This is a genomic window from Paenibacillus sp. JJ1683, from assembly GCF_053006485.1.
Window position 1 is genome coordinate 5,723,827 of the sequence record NZ_CM129820.1, and the last position, 16,869, is coordinate 5,740,695.

The following is a 16,869-nucleotide window of genomic DNA, read 5'->3' on the forward strand; positions in this document are numbered from 1 at the left end:
AGCAGGAAAAAACGTCCGTCGCAGACATTCCGTAAGTTCGGAAAGCCCCGGGCGTAATGATCTCCCCACTACGTTGAAGCAGCACTATAAGTGTACCAGTACCATTTTTCAAAGTCAAATAAAAAGCGAACATTATATTACATGAAAATAGTATTGTTCGTAATTGAGAGTTTCAATCGTTCTATGAAAATATATGAATTCTATAAAAAAGGCTCTCTCGTAATCGCGATACCCGCGTCGAAAGAGCCTTTTCTAATCATACAACTATATTAACCGGCGAACGCATCCGAATGGGCACGCTCGTAATTAGCGAATTTATTATAATTTTTGAGAAATACCAGCTCTACCGTACCGACCGGGCCGTTACGCTGCTTGGCAATGATAATTTCAATAATATTCTTCTTTTCTGTTTCCTGATTATAATAATCATCCCGGTACAGAAACGCAACGATGTCAGCATCCTGCTCAATGGAACCCGATTCCCGCAAGTCACTCATCATGGGCCGCTTATCTTGACGCTGCTCCACACCCCGGCTCAGCTGGGAAAGGGCAATTACAGGCACTTCAAGCTCACGGGCGATTTGTTTCAATGTCCGTGAAATTTCGGATACCTCCTGCTGCCGGTTCTCGCCCGCTTTGCCGCGTCCGTGAATGAGCTGCAAGTAGTCAATAACGATCATACCCAATCCCTTTTCCGCCTTGAGACGGCGGCATTTGGCACGGATATCAGCCACAGTGATGCCGGGCGTATCATCGATATAGATTTCCGCCTCTGACAAGGCTGCAATGCCCATCGTCAGCTTCGCCCAATCGTCGTCGCCTTTAAATTCACCTGTCCGCATGACGTTCGCGTCCAAGTTAGCCTCGGCACAGATCATCCGCTGCACGAGCTGAGCCGCCGACATCTCCAGACTGAAGATGGCAACCGTCTCTTTTGCCCGTACTGCAACGTTTTGTGCAATATTCAGGGCGAATGCCGTTTTACCTACAGATGGACGGGCAGCCACAATGATCAGGTCATTGCGCTGGAAACCCGCCGTCATCTTGTCCAGGTCAACGAATCCGGACGGAATTCCGGTCGTGTTTCCCTTGTTCTGATGCAGCAATTCAACGCGGTCGAACACTTCCATCACGACATCGCGGATGGCGATAAAACCACTGCCTGAGCGCCCGTTGGAGATTTCCATAATCTTGCGCTCAGCATCACTCAGCATACCGGCGACATCCTCGCCACTGCTATAGCCTTCACTTACAATCTGTGTAGCTGCACGAATCAAGCGACGAAGCATCGCTTTTTCTTCAATGATCTGGGCATAGTAATCCACGTTAGCCGCTGTTGGCACCCCGTGAGCCAGCTTCGCCAGATAACTGACACCGCCGATATCCTCCAGCTGACCTTTGTCCTGAATTTTCGAGGTCAGCGTAACCAAGTCAATCGGCTGTCCGGATTCACCCAGCTCAATCATTGCTTCGTAAATCATTTGATGAGCTTTATCGTAAAAGTCCTCGGTCTGCACCCGCTCCATTGCGGTAATCAGTGCTTCAGACTGAAGCAAAATAGACCCAATAACCGCCTGTTCAGCCTCCAGATTTTGCGGAGGAATCCGATCAAAAAATTCGCCGCCCATAATTATTCTTCAGTCACCTGTACTTTCAGCGTAGCTTTGACCTCAGGATGAAGCTTGACGGTCATTTGAGTCACGCCCAACGTACGAATCGGTTCTTCCAGCTCGATTTTGCGTTTGTCCAGCTTGATGCCTGTTTTAGCAACAGCCTCTGCGATTTGCTTGCTTGTAATCGCGCCGAACAGACGTCCGCCTTCTCCAGCCTTTGCTTTGAGCTGAATTGTAGTCTCTTCCAGCTTTTTGCCGAGTACTTGTGCCTCTTCCTTTTCCTCTTGCTTGCGTTTCTCCTCAGCAGCATTTTGGTTTTCCAGTGTCTTCATATTTCCTTCCGTTGCTGGACGGGCAATCCCACGCGGCAACAGAAAATTCGCTGCATAACCGTCGGATACTTCCTTAACCTGCCCCTTCTTACCTTGGCCCTTCATATCTTTAATGAATATTACTTTCATTCAAATAACCCCTCTTCCCCATCAATTTCGGCCAGTACGTCGACCACTCTGCGCTTAGCTTCCTCCAGCGAGCAATCCAGCTGAACCGCTGCGTTCGTCAGATGTCCTCCGCCGCCTAGCCGTTCCATGACGACCTGTACGTTCATGCGTCCGAGTGATCGGGCGCTGATCCCCACCAGGCCGTCAGGACGTTCACTGACCACAAAGGAGGCCAGTACATCCGTCATATTGAGTAATGAATCCGCCACCTGAGCAATCAGGAGCTGCGGTATTTTTTGTCCGGGCTCGGTCACCGCAATTGCGATATGCCCATATATCATTTTAGCATGCTTAATAATTTCCGCCTTAGCAATATATTCATCCAGGTCCTCTTTTAACATGCGCTGGATCATCACTGTATCTGCTCCACTACGTCTTAAGAAGCCAGCTGCCTCAAACGTGCGTGAGCCTGTATGCAGGGAGAAATGCTTGGTATCCACCGTAATCCCCGCCAGCAGTGATGTTGCCTCCAGCGGTGTCAGTTGGACCTTTTCATGGATATATTGCAGCAGCTCAGTCACCAGTTCACAGGCCGATGACGCGTATGGCTCCAAATAGATCAGAACAGAATCATTAATAAATTCCTCGCCCCGACGGTGATGATCCACAACCACCACCCGGCTGGCCGTCTGCACCAGACGCGGCTCAATCGTCATTGACGCCTTGTGCGTATCCACCACAACCAGCAGGCTATGCTCGGTCATCACCTGAAGCGACTGCTCCGGTGTCATGAGCGCTTGCGACAGCTTCTCATCCTTGTTTACCTGCTCCATCATTCGGTCAATAGACGGATTGGATTTGTCCAGTACGATATGGGCCTCTACATTGTAAAGTGCCGCAGCCTTCCACACACCGATAGCTGCTCCTATTGCATCCATGTCCGGTATTTTGTGTCCCATAATCAGCACACGGTCGCTCTCCTGCATCAGATCACGCAACGCATGCGCAATGACTCGGGCACGCACCCTGGTACGCTTCTCGACAGCATTGGACTTGCCTCCGTAAAAGGACAGGCGCTGTCCCGCTTTCACTGCTGCCTGATCTCCCCCACGTCCAAGCGCCATATCTAGACTGGATTGAGCTAGCTCGCCCAGCTCCTTGATACTCTCTGCGCCGAAAGACAAGCCAATGCTCAATGTCATCGGTACTTTCAAATCTGCTGTCATTTCCCGCACGGTATCCAAAATGACGAATCGGCTTTGCTCCAGCTCCTGGAGTGCTTTATGATTCAGCATAATAAGATAACGCTCAGATGACAACCGGCGCAAATAAATATTGTATTGATTGGCCCAAGACGTAATCTCGCTGGAAACCTTCGCAATAAGCGCGGTACGCTGCTGATCGTCCATTCCCTGAGCAGCCTCGTCCATATTATCAAGCATGACAATACCAAGCGCTAACCGCTCGTTCTCATACTGCTTGCGCAGTACCGCGAGCTCCGTCACTTCATACAAATATATCAGACGCTCATCAGGCACGATTAGAAACTGATAATGACGCTCATCATGCTGTAATTCCACCTTTAGTTCACGAGCAGACTCTTTCGTTTCCTTTTTAGTGCTTAGCGCGTTTGCGAGTTGAGGAAACAAATCTTGAAGGGGCTCTCCAATCAACGATTGCTCCTCGAACATCTCACTGGCAAAGCGATTGTGCCATTCTACCGTTCGATTTTCACTGTATAAAATGATACCGAACGGCAGTGTACTGATCGCTTCTCCCTCCACCCGCTTGATCCGGAAGGAAAGGCCACTGATATATTGATTCAGTTCCCGACGGAAATCCAGCTCCGTCTTCAACATCAATCCGCCGAGCAAGAATGATAGCAGCAGTCCTATCACACCCAGTTCCCAGTTGTACATGGAAATACATATGACAAGCACCAGCAGCAGTAAAAACGCCCAGACCGTCTGATAGCCGTGCCAGCGTTTTTGTAGAAATTTAGGCATGACTGTTCACCCTATTTCTTTGATCTTGTAATAGCTTCACGCAGCGGAAAGGCCAAATCAATAATACCTATAATGCGGAGCGGCTGGAACACCAGAACGACGAGCGACAGCAGCAACGCAATCACTGGGCTCATTTTACGGCTATGCGTCCAGAAGTATACAAAACCAATTGTCTGGATAATAAAACATGCATGGATCAGCGGTAGCATACTAATGGAAACCGTTTGAATCCAGCTGCTATCGGAGGAATCCGCTATCCATCCAATTACAATTGCCAGCAGATAGTACCAGATCAGCGTGCGTGGTAGCATCCACTCGCGGGCAGGCTTCATTTTACGTACCGGCACATCGAGACTGCTCAATGCTGGACGTGCCAAAGCATGTGTGATCACTGCCAGTATAAACGAGCTGACGATCATCACATATGGAACTTTACCAATCAGCATTGTACCGAGTTTCTGCGTATCTTCAGCTGTCCAGCTCATATTCGCAAACATCGGATTCGCACTTAAAATCTGCTGTACAATACTGGCCGATATCTCAGCCTGATCCCGAAGGGACTGCGAAAGATCAAACCCGAAGGAATACGTAGCGATAAACAGTACAAACAACAATTCGGCTAAAATAATGCCCGTTCCGGTCATCAAAGCCTGAAAAGCAGATCCTCCCTTTTTATATATCCGTCCCATCAATATAGAAGGAATCAGAAAGTAAATCGCAGGAAGCAGCGAATACACATCGAGTAGCGCTATAATTAAAAGCACCGGTATGACGTGAACCAGAAATCCTTTGAAAGGCAGCGATGAAAACAATACAGCGCCAGGCACAATCAGAAAAAATACGGTAATAATTCTAAATGGTGTCAATAGAGTCAGCAGCAGAAGCAAATAAATAACGCTCCATGCTACAGTGGCCAAGCGGAATTTCAACGTTTTCACCTCTTACGCATATGTTCTTCCAGTGCGGAAATGTCCTGATACCAATCCTCCAGCTGGTGTCCTTCTTTTCTGTGCTTTCTTAGCTTGTCGATGAGTAGATCATCCAATTCACGGTAAGACACCCCAAGACGCCTCCCCAGAATATAACTGCTCATCACCAGGCTGGCCAAACAGTCACCAATACGGACTGTACTGCCTTCCCACATCGCCTTAAACAGACGGGAGACTTGGTCAAGCACCTCTGTTTTAAGCCATTCAATAACCTTGGCTCGTTTAACTACATCCATTTCTTTAGGCATATGATGAAGAGTCACACCCCTCTGAAAAAGCTTTATTCTCCATTATAGCATATCCTATTTTGAAAATAACTGTTACCCCATAGGGTAAATCGTTATTTTCAGAGCAGCTTTGCTACTTATTATAAGCCCATGTCAACACTGTTAGCCCCTAGGGTAATAGTAATCTTCAGTGCGGATTTGCTGCTTATTTTAGCTTGAAGTATTAAGCGATTCCTTGGACACAAATTTCTCACAATACTCAATAATTTGGCTGCGGCGCACGATACCGATAAACCTTTCCATATCATCCACAACGGGCACAAAGTTTTGTACCTTCGCCAAATTAATCAGATCCTCCATATTGGCATCAATGGATACAGGTTTCATCGAAACCCGTAGCGGAACGTCCTTGAGCATAAACTTAGAAGCGTTTTCAAAGGTGATTTTCCCCTCAGACTCTTTCATATGCCACAATAGGTCACCCTCTGTAACCGTACCCGTATATCTACCTTCCTTATCCAAAATAGGAACCGCTGTGAATCGGTGATATTCCATTCGTTCCAATGTTTGCCGTAGAGTAGCATCCGCCGTTACACAAGCGACCTCTTGTTTGGGAAGCAAGAAAAAAGCAATATTCATGAGAAACGAATCCCCCTCAAAATCAAATATAAATCCATTGATTACTCACTGAATGTCCTGTTTGTCGGGAAGCCTCAGCGTCTGCGGGGTTGTATCAGAGTCTAGCCAGTTCGCAATCATAAGTCTGGCATATTCAAGTTCCTGTTCATTAGCCCGGTCATAGTACAGGCCCTTCTTCTTGAACCCTTCCCCCGTAATCGTAAAACTTGAGATTTGTGGATTCCCTTGTGAAATAGCTTGCTTGCCAAGCCCAGTAATAAAGGCAGGTTCCATATCCGTTGTGAAATTGGCCCCCATGATATCGAGCAACTCCGGGATCTTGGTGATTCCGTCGATATTCAGTAGCCTATCGGCCATAGCATTCAAAAAAATTTGCTGACGTTTTGTACGGTTGAAGTCGCTATCTTCCCGATACCTAACATAATACATGGCTTCTTCACCATTATAAAGTGGCTTGCCCGCCTCAATACGGAACTTGATATGCAGCGGTTTTTTATTCTCGATGGGCTGGTCGATAGGTAACACTACTCCGCCCACTGCATTCACGGCATCCTGAATACCCTGGAAATTAATCGTAGCATAATAATCGACCTTATGCTCCATCAGCTTCTCTACAGTGGCCATGGACATATTCTCGCCTCCGAACGCATAAGCATGCCCCAACTTATCAAAATCATCCTCGCCATCTCGATTGGAATCATGTCCGGCAATCTGTACATACGTATCCCTTGGGATAGAAATCAAGAGCACACGCGATTCTGCGGGCCGTACAGCAGCATATATCACCGTATCTGAGCGACCACGTGCCTTTTCATTGGGCCGTTGATCTGTCCCCAGTAATAACACCGAAAAAGGCTCCTTCTGGTAAGCAACGGTCTCTTGGGGCTGTTGTTCCTTGGATTGACGAGGCTGGTAGGATTTCTCCAGCTTGCTTTCCAGCGTCGGTGACACAAACCAGTCAAAAGCCACGAGCGTCAGCTGTTTGCGGAATAGATAGCCCCCTACTGCAACTAAAAGCAAGACAATACATGAAATATATAGAGCGGTAAACCTCTTTTTCTTTTTGGGCTTTCCACGGGTCCTTCTCTTATGTCTTCTCTCCATCATGGCTTCCTTCCTTCTTTCGTCCACAAATCCCATCTCTTCATTAAACCGGATTGATCCCTCATGAAGCGGAAACTTCCCCTCAAAGCATAAAAGGTCTGCTACCTTGTTGTCAAAAGTGCCATGGCGTGGTTAGTTCCTCAAACTCATGACAAAAAAGGCTTTGCCCTTACGGTCAAAGCCCTCATTTACGTTTATATAAGTATTCTATGTAGCTTTCAAAGTTATCTTTTATCTTAATGCAGAGACAGTTTCACCAAATTTTGCAATCGTACCGGAAAAGAGGTGGACAGAGAAAAACCATAATCAAACAGCTTCCGTGTCTGTGCGAAACGCTCTTCCTTGCTCGGTGCACCCAGCACTACAGCAACTAATCGTTTGCCATGCTGCTCAGCTGTACCAGTGAAGCAGTATCCAGCATCGCTTGTGTACCCTGCTTTCAATCCGTCCGTCCCCGCATAAGAGTACGGTCCAGCCAAGGAAGGCAGCATCCAGTTCGTATTACTGATGTAAATGCCCTTATCCTTCAATTCCATCTGTGTGCGGCTGGACGTTCTGAGAATCTCAGGATGTGACGTAATCAAGTAAGAGGCCAACTTTGCAGTGTCGCTTGCCGTCATTTTTGTTTCTCCGCGAATATCCTTAGGATGGTTCGGCCCCAATTCACTCTGACCAGCCCCAGAGGCATTACTAAAGCGACTACCGGGTGACAGCCCAATTTGAGCAGCCTTTTCATTCATGCGCTTCACAAAAGCGGACTCATTCCCTGATGAACGCTCTGCCAGCGCTACAGCGGCGTCATTCGCTGAATACACAACCATACTTTGGAACAGTTCAGATACGGTCATTCTTTCCCCATACCGAAGAGACAGATTCACACCACCCACCGTACTGGCATAACGACTAATTCGCACCTCATCATTCCAGCCTAACCGTCCGGTCCGAATATCCTCCAGTACCAATAGCTCGGTCATGAGCTTGGACATATTTGCAGAAGGCATAGGCTTATCGCCATTCACATCCATCAGTAATTCCCCGGTGTGCATGTCCATCAGCACTGCAGCGTCTGCATCCACATTCGGCTTTCCGATCAACAAGCGGGGTCCAAGAGTAATAAAAATCAATATAATAAGTACCGGGACGACAATAGCCCAACGTAACCAATGTTTTTTCATCATCGTAATAACCTCCATATCTTATTAGACGATGAAAAATCCATTTTGTCTGCAATTTTTCGAAAAAAAGATACAATTTTTTTACCTTTTTTTATTTCACGACAAAATATCCGCCAATCCTTGTTACAGGATGACGGATATTTTGCTTCTTCAGTATGTCGTATCAGGCAAAGTGACAGGCTACAAAATGCTGGTCGCCCGCATCTCGGTATACTGGAGCCTCTGTTCTACAGCGCGCTTCCGCCATAGGACAGCGTGTATGAAACTTGCATCCTGACGGCGGATTAGCTGGAGACGGGATGTCCCCTTTTAACACAATCCGCTGCCTTTTGATCGTCGGATCTGGAATCGGTACTGCTGATAGCAGAGCCTTGGTGTATGGGTGTAGCGGATTGCCGAACAGATCCTCCTTGGAAGCCAACTCTACCATCGAGCCCAGATACATCACACCAATCCGGCTACACAGATGCTCGACTACACTCAGATCATGCGAGATGAACAGGTACGTCAGTTGGCGTTCCTGTTGCAAATCGCTTAACAAGTTAATGATCTGGGCCTGAATCGACACATCCAGAGCAGATACCGGCTCGTCAGCCACAATAAAATCAGGATTCAAAATCAAGGCCCTTGCAATCCCGATCCGCTGCCGCTGACCGCCAGAGAACTCATGCGGATAACGATCATAGTGATATGAGGACAGCCCACAAATGTTCAGCGTTTCGTTGACCTTCTGCCGTAGCTCATTACGATCAATCAACCCGTGATCCAGCAAAGCCTCTCCGATCGCCTCACCCACCTTAATTCTCGGGTTCAGTGAACTAAAAGGGTCCTGGAAGACGATTTGCAGCTTTGGACGAAGCGCACGAATCTGCTCCTTGTTTAATGCGTGCAAATCTTCGCCCTTGTACCGTACTGATCCCTCTGTCTTATCCATCAATCTGAGAATCGTGCGTCCAATCGTACTTTTACCGCAGCCCGATTCTCCTACCAGACCAAACGATTCACCCTTATGAATATGAAAGGATACATCATCGACCGCCTTGACATGTCCGACCGTACGCTGAAAAACCCCGCCTGTGATTGGGAAATACTTTTTCAGCCCTTCCACTTGAATTAAAGGCTCGCTCATATTCGTTGCCCTCCTTCTTTCTCATATAGCCAGCAGGCAACCTTATGGCCATTCTCCTTTTCATTCAAGGGAGGGGCCTGATCCTTGCATATTTGCATACAATGTGCGCATCGATCATGAAAATGGCAATTTTCGCCCAGCTCAATGGGGTTTGGCACCTGCCCTGGGATGGAATATAGCCGATCCATTTTCTGATTAATGACAGGCTTTGCCTTTAATAGTCCTTGAGTATACGGATGCTGCGGATTTTTGAACAGCTCAATGACAGGAGCCTCTTCAATAACGTTCCCGGCATACATAACGACCACATAATCCGCCATTTCTGCCACGACACCCAAGTCATGTGTTATCAGCATAATGGACGTTTTAAGCTTATCCTTCAAATCCCGCATTAAATCGAGAATCTGTGCCTGGATCGTTACATCCAGTGCCGTTGTCGGTTCATCCGCAATCAACAGCTTCGGATTACAGCTTAAAGCAATAGCAATCATAATCCGCTGGCGCATACCGCCACTCAACTCATGAGGATAGGAATTGAATATTTCCTCCGATCGCGAAATGCCCACCAAATTAATTAGTTCAATTGCCCGGGCGCGTGCTTCCCTTTTACTCATTAATGTATGCATCAGCAACGGCTCCGTAATCTGTTCCCCGATCGTAAGCACCGGATTCAGAGAAGACATCGGTTCCTGAAAAATAATCGAAATGTCATTGCCGCGAATTTGCTGCATTTGCCCTTTATTGAGTTTTAGGAGATCCTTGCCCTCAAACCAGATTTGTCCGTCTGAGGTGTGGGGAGAATCAATCAACCGCATCATTGTCATCGCAGTTACACTCTTACCACAGCCAGATTCTCCTACCACACAGAGCGTTTCACCCTCACGAATTTTAAAACTGACGTCATTGACCGCTTTGACAGTTCCGTTAGAGGTATGAAAGTGGGTTTTCAGGTTACGAAATTCAATCAAAGCATTTTCCATAAACGTTCGTCTCCTACTTCTTCATTTTAGGGTCCAGCGCGTCACGCAAGCCGTCACCAATCAGATTAATCGCTACAACGGTAATTAGAATACACATTCCCGGTGGTACCCATATCCAGGGCCGTTTGCGGAAGTCAATCAGATTATTCGCAGCCGATATCATGTTCCCCCACGAAGGTGTGGGCGGCACGACGCCAATCCCCAAGTAACTGAGCGCAGATTCTGTAATAATCGCACCAGCCACTCCAAGCGTAGCCGTAACAATAATAGTAGGAATCGTGTTCGGTAGCAGATGTCGGAATATTTTGCGGCGGTCTCTCAAGCCCAGCGCTTCCGTCGCCTGCATGAACTCCTGTTCACGCAGCGTAAGAATCTGCCCTCTGACCAGACGGGACAAGCTCGTCCAGCTCAGGACCCCAATAATAAGCATCAGAAAATAAATACGGTTCGACGGATCAACCTTCAAATCCGATAGAACAGCACCTAAAATAATAAGCAGCGGCAATGTAGGCAGCGCCATAAAAATATCAGCAATCCGCATAATAACCGTATCCACGCCTTTACGATAAAACCCTGCCAGCGCACCCAACGTTGCCCCGATCATGACCGAAATAAACGTGGCGACCAGCCCCACTGTCAAAGAAATACGGCCAGCCAGCATCGTACGCAGTAAAATATCTCTACCGAACTTATCCGTACCGAGCCAGTACTTCGCATTAGGGGATAAGTTTTTGTCAGATAGCTTGTAATCATCTAAATGATAAGGTGAAATCATGGGACCAAATACACAAATGATAACCATCAGAATTAATATAACGAGACCTGCCAAAGCCAAGCGGTTTTGGTTAAAACGGCGAACGGCGATTCTCCATGGAGACGCTTCAGGACGGATCGCCGCCTTTTGATTCGTTTCAATCGTGACTGTTTCTGCGGACAATAGTATCCCTCCTACTTCAAGCGAATTCTTGGATCTGCCATGCCATACAATACATCAGAAAGTAGATTGCCGATGAGCGTGAGAACAGCCAGGAAAATGGTGAAGCCCAACATAAACGGATAGTCCCGCATACTAATGGACTCCAGGTAGACCTGCCCCACACCCGGCCATACAAATACCTTTTCCAGGATCATTGCCCCACCAAATAAGGCTGGAAGCTCGAACCCGAGCAGTGTGATTGCTGGAATCAGGGCATTGCGCAGTGCATGTTTGAAAATAACCGTCCGTTCCTTCAACCCCTTGGCGCGTGCGGTACGGATATAATCCTGACGGATGACCTCCAACATGCCTGTACGGAAATAACGAGTCAGGCTTCCTGTACTCAGCATCGTAAGTACGAGTGTCGGCAGGAACATATGCTTGAGGACATCCACCATATACGCCCACGAACCTGCTTCCATCCCTGCTGTAGTCATACCCCCAACCGGGAGAATTCCCCATTCAAGGGCAAATATTTTGATGACCAATAGACCAATAAAAAATGAAGGCAGCGACATACATAAGAAAATGAATAGCGTCACGAACTTATCGAATAAGGAATATTGAAACTTAGCTGAGAATACCCCTGCAACAACTGCAATGAGCCAGCTAAAAATAAGACTAAAAAAAGCGATAATAAAAGAGTTCCATACATAATTGCCAATGACCTTCGTTACCGGCTGCTTATGCTGTAATGAATCCCCCATATTTCCCTTTAACATATTACCGGCCCATATAAAATAACGTTGGTATTCCGGCTTATCCAGCCCGTAGATATGTCGTAGCTGTTGCGCCTTCTCGGCGGTCATATTCGGGTTCTGCTTGGCTGTAATATAATCACCCGGCACCATGGCTGAAATCGCAAAAACGATAATGGATATGCCAATAAGTGTGGGGATGAGTTGCAGCAGTCTTCGAATAATGTACTGCTTCATATTCATTCCTCCAGACGAATAAAGTGATATGCCCAGCTCGTGAGAGCTGAGCATACGGTTGGCATCCCTTATTGAGCGATTTGAGCGTTATGCAGAGTGAACTCAAAATCTTTGTATGGCGTAATTTCTAGGCCGGATACACGTCCATTCACTGGCCACATATCTCTGCGTTGGTACATAAAGATAGTTGGCAGATCTTTGTTCAACTCTTGATAGAGCTGTTTGTAAATCTGTTTGCGTTTCTCTTGATCCAGTTCATGCTTACCAGCAAGCGTTAATTCATCGACCTTTTTATTAGAGTAGCCGATATCGTTTTGTGCACCATTCGTAATAAAAGTCGTTGTGTCCGGGTCTGGAGTTAAGCCCCAGGCCGCAAAGAACATATCAAACTTGCCTGTATCCTTTTTATCCATAATGGCGTTAAAATCTAGAGTTTCAGAAGTCAGCTTGATGCCTAGCTCCTTATAGTTATTGGACATGATTGGTAGCAAGGCCTCTACTACTGGATTATCAGCAGTTGCGGAGAAGTTAATGGTCAGCTTTTCGCCGTCCTTTTCGCGAATCCCGTCAGCACCAACCTTCCAGCCTGCCTCATCCAGCAAAGCCTTCGCCTTCGCTGTATCAAATTCATATTTGTTGATGCCTTCATCCGTATAAGACCAAGATTCTGTAGATTGTGGAATGTTAATGACATTCGCATATGGGCCATACACGCCCTGTACAATCTCTTTACGGTTTAAACCAATAGTTAAAGCCTGACGTACTTTAGGGTCCTGGAATTTCTTTTCCTTATGATTAAATGCAATATATCCATAGCCATTGGTCGGCATAATATTCACGTCCAAGAAGCCTAGAGCCTTTAATTCCTCTACATTGTCTTCCGTAACTGTGATGTTGTCCATGTCCGTTTCGCCTGTTTGCAGCATAGACAGGTTTGTTTCTTCTGTTGTCGTCTTGAAAATAACTGATTTCACCTTTGGTGCGCCCTTGAAGTAGTTTGGATTCGCTTCAAGTACGACTTGCTGACCCGGGGAAAAGCTCTTCAGCACATACTGCCCGGAGCCGATTGGTTTATTATTAAGCGCCTTGATGCTGTCCAGGTTACCCTTCTTGAACCCTTTTCCGTAATAAGCTTCTGGCATGAAGTATTGCTCACCCAGATAATCCTTCGTATAAGCTGTTGCTTCTGTAACGGTTACCTCTACTGTATTATCATCGATGACCTTGATACCCGAGATATCATTCGCCTTGCCATCGTGGTATTCCTTACCGCCTTTAATCTTAAAAGATAATATATCGCTTTCTCCATCATAATTCGGATCATGCAGCACTTTGAGAACAAAAGCATAATCCTTTACGGTTACTGGAGTGCCGTCACTATACTTCACACCTGGTTTCAGATGGAAGGTGTATTTTAGACCATCCGGCGATACATCAACCTTCTCAGCCAAACTATTTTCATATGTACCATCTGCCTTCACCTGTAAGAAGGAATCAAATACCGTTCTGACTACATATAAATCGTAAGTTGTTTGCCAGAATAGCGGGTTAAATACCCCTTTAGGTGATGTCATACCTACTACAATGTTATCTTTTCGATTTGTTGCTCCCGGAGGATTTTGTGACAAATCCGTCGCTTTAATTACACCCTCTGTAACTGGTGGGCTGCCTTCATTTCCCTCTGTTTTCTTATCCGCATTACCTTGCTGCAGCTGTGCCTCATTAGCACCTCCACTACATCCTGCAAACAGAACACCAACGATCGTAAGCACCATAAGCAAAGAAACCCATTTCTTCGTTTGCACCATCCTGTTAATCCCCCTTAGTCGGTCTTTATTTAACAGCCTGTCTCATTCCTGCGGTGATTCGTTAAAGCTTGAGGTTTGAAAATGAAGTTTGCACATCCTCCTTACTGTTCCTAATGATAGCGTAGAACACATGTTTTAGACCCTTGGTCAATTTTGTGCACCGACAACCATTACATTTTTATTAAGGTTTATCTTAAGTGTAAAATAATATCACGTCAATATCTTTTTTTATGTAATATGCAATTGCAAAACATCTATTTTTGTAAAGTTTATGAAATTTACTTAAGGAAAATGACAAAAAATTCGAGTGTTATGTAATATAAAATAACATTTCGAATGATCGAAATGTGTACTCTGGCGAGTTGGGGAGCTTGAAATTTCCTAAGCCACTAAAAGGCAAATCATACTTAATGGGTAAACATGGATTGTATTATTAGTAAGTTACAATAGATGGCACTTGTTGTCAATAAAAAAAATCATAAAAAAAGATGCCCCCACAATTGGGAACATCTTTTCTTTCCACCCACTACTATTCAGTAGTGTAAGGAAGCAATGCGATTTGACGGGAACGTTTAACAGCGATTGTCAACATACGTTGATATTTCGCGCTTGTTCCAGTCACACGACGAGGAAGGATTTTCCCACGTTCGCTGATGAATTTTTTAAGCAGGTCTGTATCTTTATAGTCAATGTGAGTAATTTTGTTCACAGTGAAGAAACATACTTTACGACGTTTGTTGCGACCACCACGACGAGCTGGTCTTTTGTTATCGTCTCCGCCTTCTCTTTGTCTGAAGCCCATTCTTTGTCAGTCCTTTCCCAATTAAAATGGTAGATCATCATCCGAAATATCGATCGGTTTTCCGTCATCGGAAAAAGGATCCTGATTGTTTCGCGAGTTATTATTCCCGCGCCCACTATTGCTGTTACCGCCTCCGAAAGGAGACTCCTCACGCATACCTCCACCGCTATTGCCGCCACCGTTGCCGCTATCGCGGTTAGATTCCAAGAAACGTACATTATCAGCAACAATTTCAGTCACGTATACACGTTTGCCTTCATTGTTCTCATAATTACGCACTTGTACACGGCCTTCAACAGCCGTCAAACGACCTTTACGAAGATAGTTAGCGCATGTTTCAGCAAGCTGACGCCAGGTTACGATCGGCAAGAAATCCGCTTCCCGTTCGCCGCCTTGACTTGTAAACGGACGGTCTACAGCCAGGGTGAACTGGGTTACTGCTACACCAGACGGTGTATAGCGCAGCTCTGGATCTTTGGTCAAACGACCGATCAGAATGACACGGTTCAACAATCCAATCCCCTCCTTTGAGCGTTGTTCATTACATAATCACGTACAATAATTAAGCTACGTCGTTCGTAATGAGATAACGAATTACTTCGTCAGAAATTTTCATGATACGCTCAAGCTCAGTAACAACAGCAGGTTCTGCTGTGAAGTTTACCAGAACGAAAGAACCATCACGGAATTTCTTGATCTCATACGCAAGACGGCGTTTAGTTACATCGTGACTCGTAATTTCGCCACCGCCGTTAGAGATGATACCTTGGAATTTGTCGACTGTCGCTTGAACAGCTTCTTGTTCAATGTCAGGACGAATAATGTACATCACTTCATATTTGCGCATTCTTTACACCTCCTTATGGACATAAGGCCCTCAATCTCAGTTGAGAGCAAGGAACGAGCCTAAACTCGCACTAAAACAGTTTACCAAATCGAGCACCTGAATGCAACCTGCAATTTCGAGCACAAGGCTAAAAGCTGTTCACACACAACCTATTATTAGCTTTATACATTTTTATATCACTTCACAAATTTTGCATATATAAAGGAAATCATTTTTGATTAACTACTATCTGTGTGCCTTGATTTCGCATGTTTCTGTTTAAGACAGCGCACAATAACCGTTGCAGTCCAAATTCATTATCTAAGGAGGCACAACCGTATGGGTGAAAAGACTGAGTTCGTACCCGGGGATAAGGTCCCAAATGACGGCGTATATATGGAGGTTGGAGAAAAAAGCTTTCATACTGAAATCCAAAACCCGCAGCAAATAACGTTGGAAAGAGGCGATTCTTTTCCGAAGACCACCAACCATAATCGCAAGTGGAAGAAAAAAACGAAAGCTCGTGTCCACTAATGTATATTTCTTCGGAATCCTGGCCATATTATGATTAGGCGATACAACAGAGAGGTGTGGTTCCGTTGGACGACGTAGCCTTACAAACTGTTAGGAGATCCATTCCGGGCATTAGAAGCGTTAGGTTTGTGTAAAAGGACACTGTCTTTTCAACACGGTATTGCTAGTCAGTACACCGAGTTTCATGATGTGATTGGACAGATCGTATCCTGTTAAAAATGTATCGCCTACGATGGAGGACCTTTGTGGTCCTCCTTTGTTGCATTATCGGACTTTTTGCATATGCTGGTAAAATGCAGATTAATTCAGCTCCTTCTGCTAGAATATATCCAAGTACAAAGACCTACTATCTACGGAGGTTTAAAGATGAGCTATTCTCGTATATTAAAGTGGATATCAGGTATATTCGAATTGGTGCTGGCTGTACCGATTGTGGGAGGAGCTATTGTCATGGGGACTGGCTACTCAGCACTGGGGTTTATGCTTGTCCTGCATGCAGTAACACTTATCCTGTCGTTACGCAATCAGGAAGCGATCTACGGTTCTGTCTGGGGAGTACTCACTTCCTTGCTAGCCTGGATTCCTTTTGTTGGCTGGGCACTCCATTTGATCGCTGCCATCCTGCTGATGATCTCTGGCTCAAAGAGAACAAAACGCTATCATTACCCGCCTAACCAGCTATAACA

Annotated in this window: 18 protein-coding genes; 2 read left to right on the plus strand and 16 right to left on the minus strand. The window is 45.9% G+C overall.

Annotated features, from left to right (window positions below; all coding sequences use genetic code 11):
* Window positions 1-269: 269 nt before the first annotated feature.
* The 16 genes from dnaB to rpsF form a co-directional block, all read right to left on the minus strand.
* On the minus strand, window positions 270-1,628 hold the full coding sequence (dnaB, locus tag ACUC6J_RS24795) for a replicative DNA helicase (RefSeq protein ID WP_013373892.1): 1,359 nt from the start codon (window positions 1,626-1,628) through the stop codon (window positions 270-272).
* Between the two features lie 2 nt (window positions 1,629-1,630).
* Complete coding sequence (gene rplI / locus ACUC6J_RS24800) at window positions 1,631-2,074, minus strand: 50S ribosomal protein L9 (RefSeq protein ID WP_016822463.1); 444 nt, start codon at window positions 2,072-2,074, stop codon at window positions 1,631-1,633.
* Window positions 2,071-4,059 carry a DHH family phosphoesterase gene (locus ACUC6J_RS24805; RefSeq protein ID WP_016822462.1) on the minus strand — a complete coding sequence of 663 codons (1,989 nt, stop codon included), beginning with the start codon at window positions 4,057-4,059 and terminating at the stop codon, window positions 2,071-2,073. The genes rplI and ACUC6J_RS24805 overlap by 4 nt, the downstream gene beginning before the upstream one ends.
* Before the next feature lie 11 nt (window positions 4,060-4,070).
* On the minus strand, window positions 4,071-4,988 hold the full coding sequence (locus tag ACUC6J_RS24810) for a DUF2232 domain-containing protein (protein WP_016822461.1): 918 nt from the start codon (window positions 4,986-4,988) through the stop codon (window positions 4,071-4,073).
* Between the two features lie 5 nt (window positions 4,989-4,993).
* Window positions 4,994-5,296: a MazG-like family protein gene (locus ACUC6J_RS24815; RefSeq protein ID WP_013373896.1), complete on the minus strand. Its 303-nt coding sequence runs from the start codon at window positions 5,294-5,296 to the stop codon at window positions 4,994-4,996.
* Between the two features lie 189 nt (window positions 5,297-5,485).
* Window positions 5,486-5,914 (minus strand): CBS domain-containing protein, encoded by a 429-nt coding sequence (locus ACUC6J_RS24820; RefSeq protein ID WP_013373897.1) that lies wholly within the window; start codon window positions 5,912-5,914, stop codon window positions 5,486-5,488.
* Window positions 5,915-5,959: 45 nt separating this feature from the next.
* The gene (locus tag ACUC6J_RS24825; protein WP_447250319.1) at window positions 5,960-7,021 is read right to left on the minus strand and encodes an LCP family protein; all 1,062 of its coding nucleotides are present in this window, start codon (window positions 7,019-7,021) and stop codon (window positions 5,960-5,962) included.
* A 233-nt stretch (window positions 7,022-7,254) separates the two neighbouring features.
* Window positions 7,255-8,196 carry a D-alanyl-D-alanine carboxypeptidase family protein gene (locus ACUC6J_RS24830; RefSeq protein ID WP_016822459.1) on the minus strand — a complete coding sequence of 314 codons (942 nt, stop codon included), beginning with the start codon at window positions 8,194-8,196 and terminating at the stop codon, window positions 7,255-7,257.
* 160 nt (window positions 8,197-8,356) lie between these two features.
* Window positions 8,357-9,322 (minus strand): ABC transporter ATP-binding protein, encoded by a 966-nt coding sequence (locus tag ACUC6J_RS24835; protein ID WP_447249581.1) that lies wholly within the window; start codon window positions 9,320-9,322, stop codon window positions 8,357-8,359.
* Entirely contained in the window at window positions 9,319-10,302 is a 984-nt protein-coding gene (locus ACUC6J_RS24840; RefSeq protein WP_016822457.1) for an ABC transporter ATP-binding protein, read from the minus strand. The genes ACUC6J_RS24835 and ACUC6J_RS24840 overlap by 4 nt, the downstream gene beginning before the upstream one ends.
* 13 nt (window positions 10,303-10,315) lie before the next feature.
* A complete protein-coding gene (opp4C, locus tag ACUC6J_RS24845) occupies window positions 10,316-11,239 on the minus strand; it encodes an oligopeptide ABC transporter permease (RefSeq protein WP_016822456.1) in 924 nt (307 codons plus the stop codon).
* A gap of 11 nt (window positions 11,240-11,250) precedes the next feature.
* A complete protein-coding gene (locus tag ACUC6J_RS24850) occupies window positions 11,251-12,213 on the minus strand; it encodes an ABC transporter permease (protein WP_016822455.1) in 963 nt (320 codons plus the stop codon).
* 68 nt (window positions 12,214-12,281) lie between these two features.
* Window positions 12,282-14,021: an ABC transporter substrate-binding protein gene (locus tag ACUC6J_RS24855; protein WP_447249582.1), complete on the minus strand. Its 1,740-nt coding sequence runs from the start codon at window positions 14,019-14,021 to the stop codon at window positions 12,282-12,284.
* 529 nt (window positions 14,022-14,550) lie between these two features.
* On the minus strand, window positions 14,551-14,823 hold the full coding sequence (rpsR, locus tag ACUC6J_RS24860; protein WP_013312800.1) for a 30S ribosomal protein S18: 273 nt from the start codon (window positions 14,821-14,823) through the stop codon (window positions 14,551-14,553).
* 21 nt (window positions 14,824-14,844) lie between these two features.
* Window positions 14,845-15,336, minus strand: coding sequence for a single-stranded DNA-binding protein (ssb, locus tag ACUC6J_RS24865; protein ID WP_010346813.1), 492 nt, complete (start codon window positions 15,334-15,336; stop codon window positions 14,845-14,847).
* Between the two features lie 49 nt (window positions 15,337-15,385).
* Complete coding sequence (gene rpsF / locus ACUC6J_RS24870) at window positions 15,386-15,670, minus strand: 30S ribosomal protein S6 (RefSeq protein ID WP_025366259.1); 285 nt, start codon at window positions 15,668-15,670, stop codon at window positions 15,386-15,388.
* Window positions 15,671-15,988: 318 nt separating this feature from the next.
* Between rpsF and ACUC6J_RS24875 the strand changes: the two genes are divergently transcribed.
* Together ACUC6J_RS24875 and ACUC6J_RS24880 are read left to right on the plus strand one after the other, a co-directional pair.
* Window positions 15,989-16,183, plus strand: a complete 195-nt coding sequence (locus tag ACUC6J_RS24875; RefSeq protein WP_013373906.1) for a YjzC family protein — start codon at window positions 15,989-15,991, stop codon at window positions 16,181-16,183.
* 366 nt (window positions 16,184-16,549) lie between these two features.
* Window positions 16,550-16,867 (plus strand): hypothetical protein, encoded by a 318-nt coding sequence (locus ACUC6J_RS24880; RefSeq protein ID WP_016822453.1) that lies wholly within the window; start codon window positions 16,550-16,552, stop codon window positions 16,865-16,867.
* The last annotated feature ends 2 nt before the right edge of the window (window positions 16,868-16,869 follow it).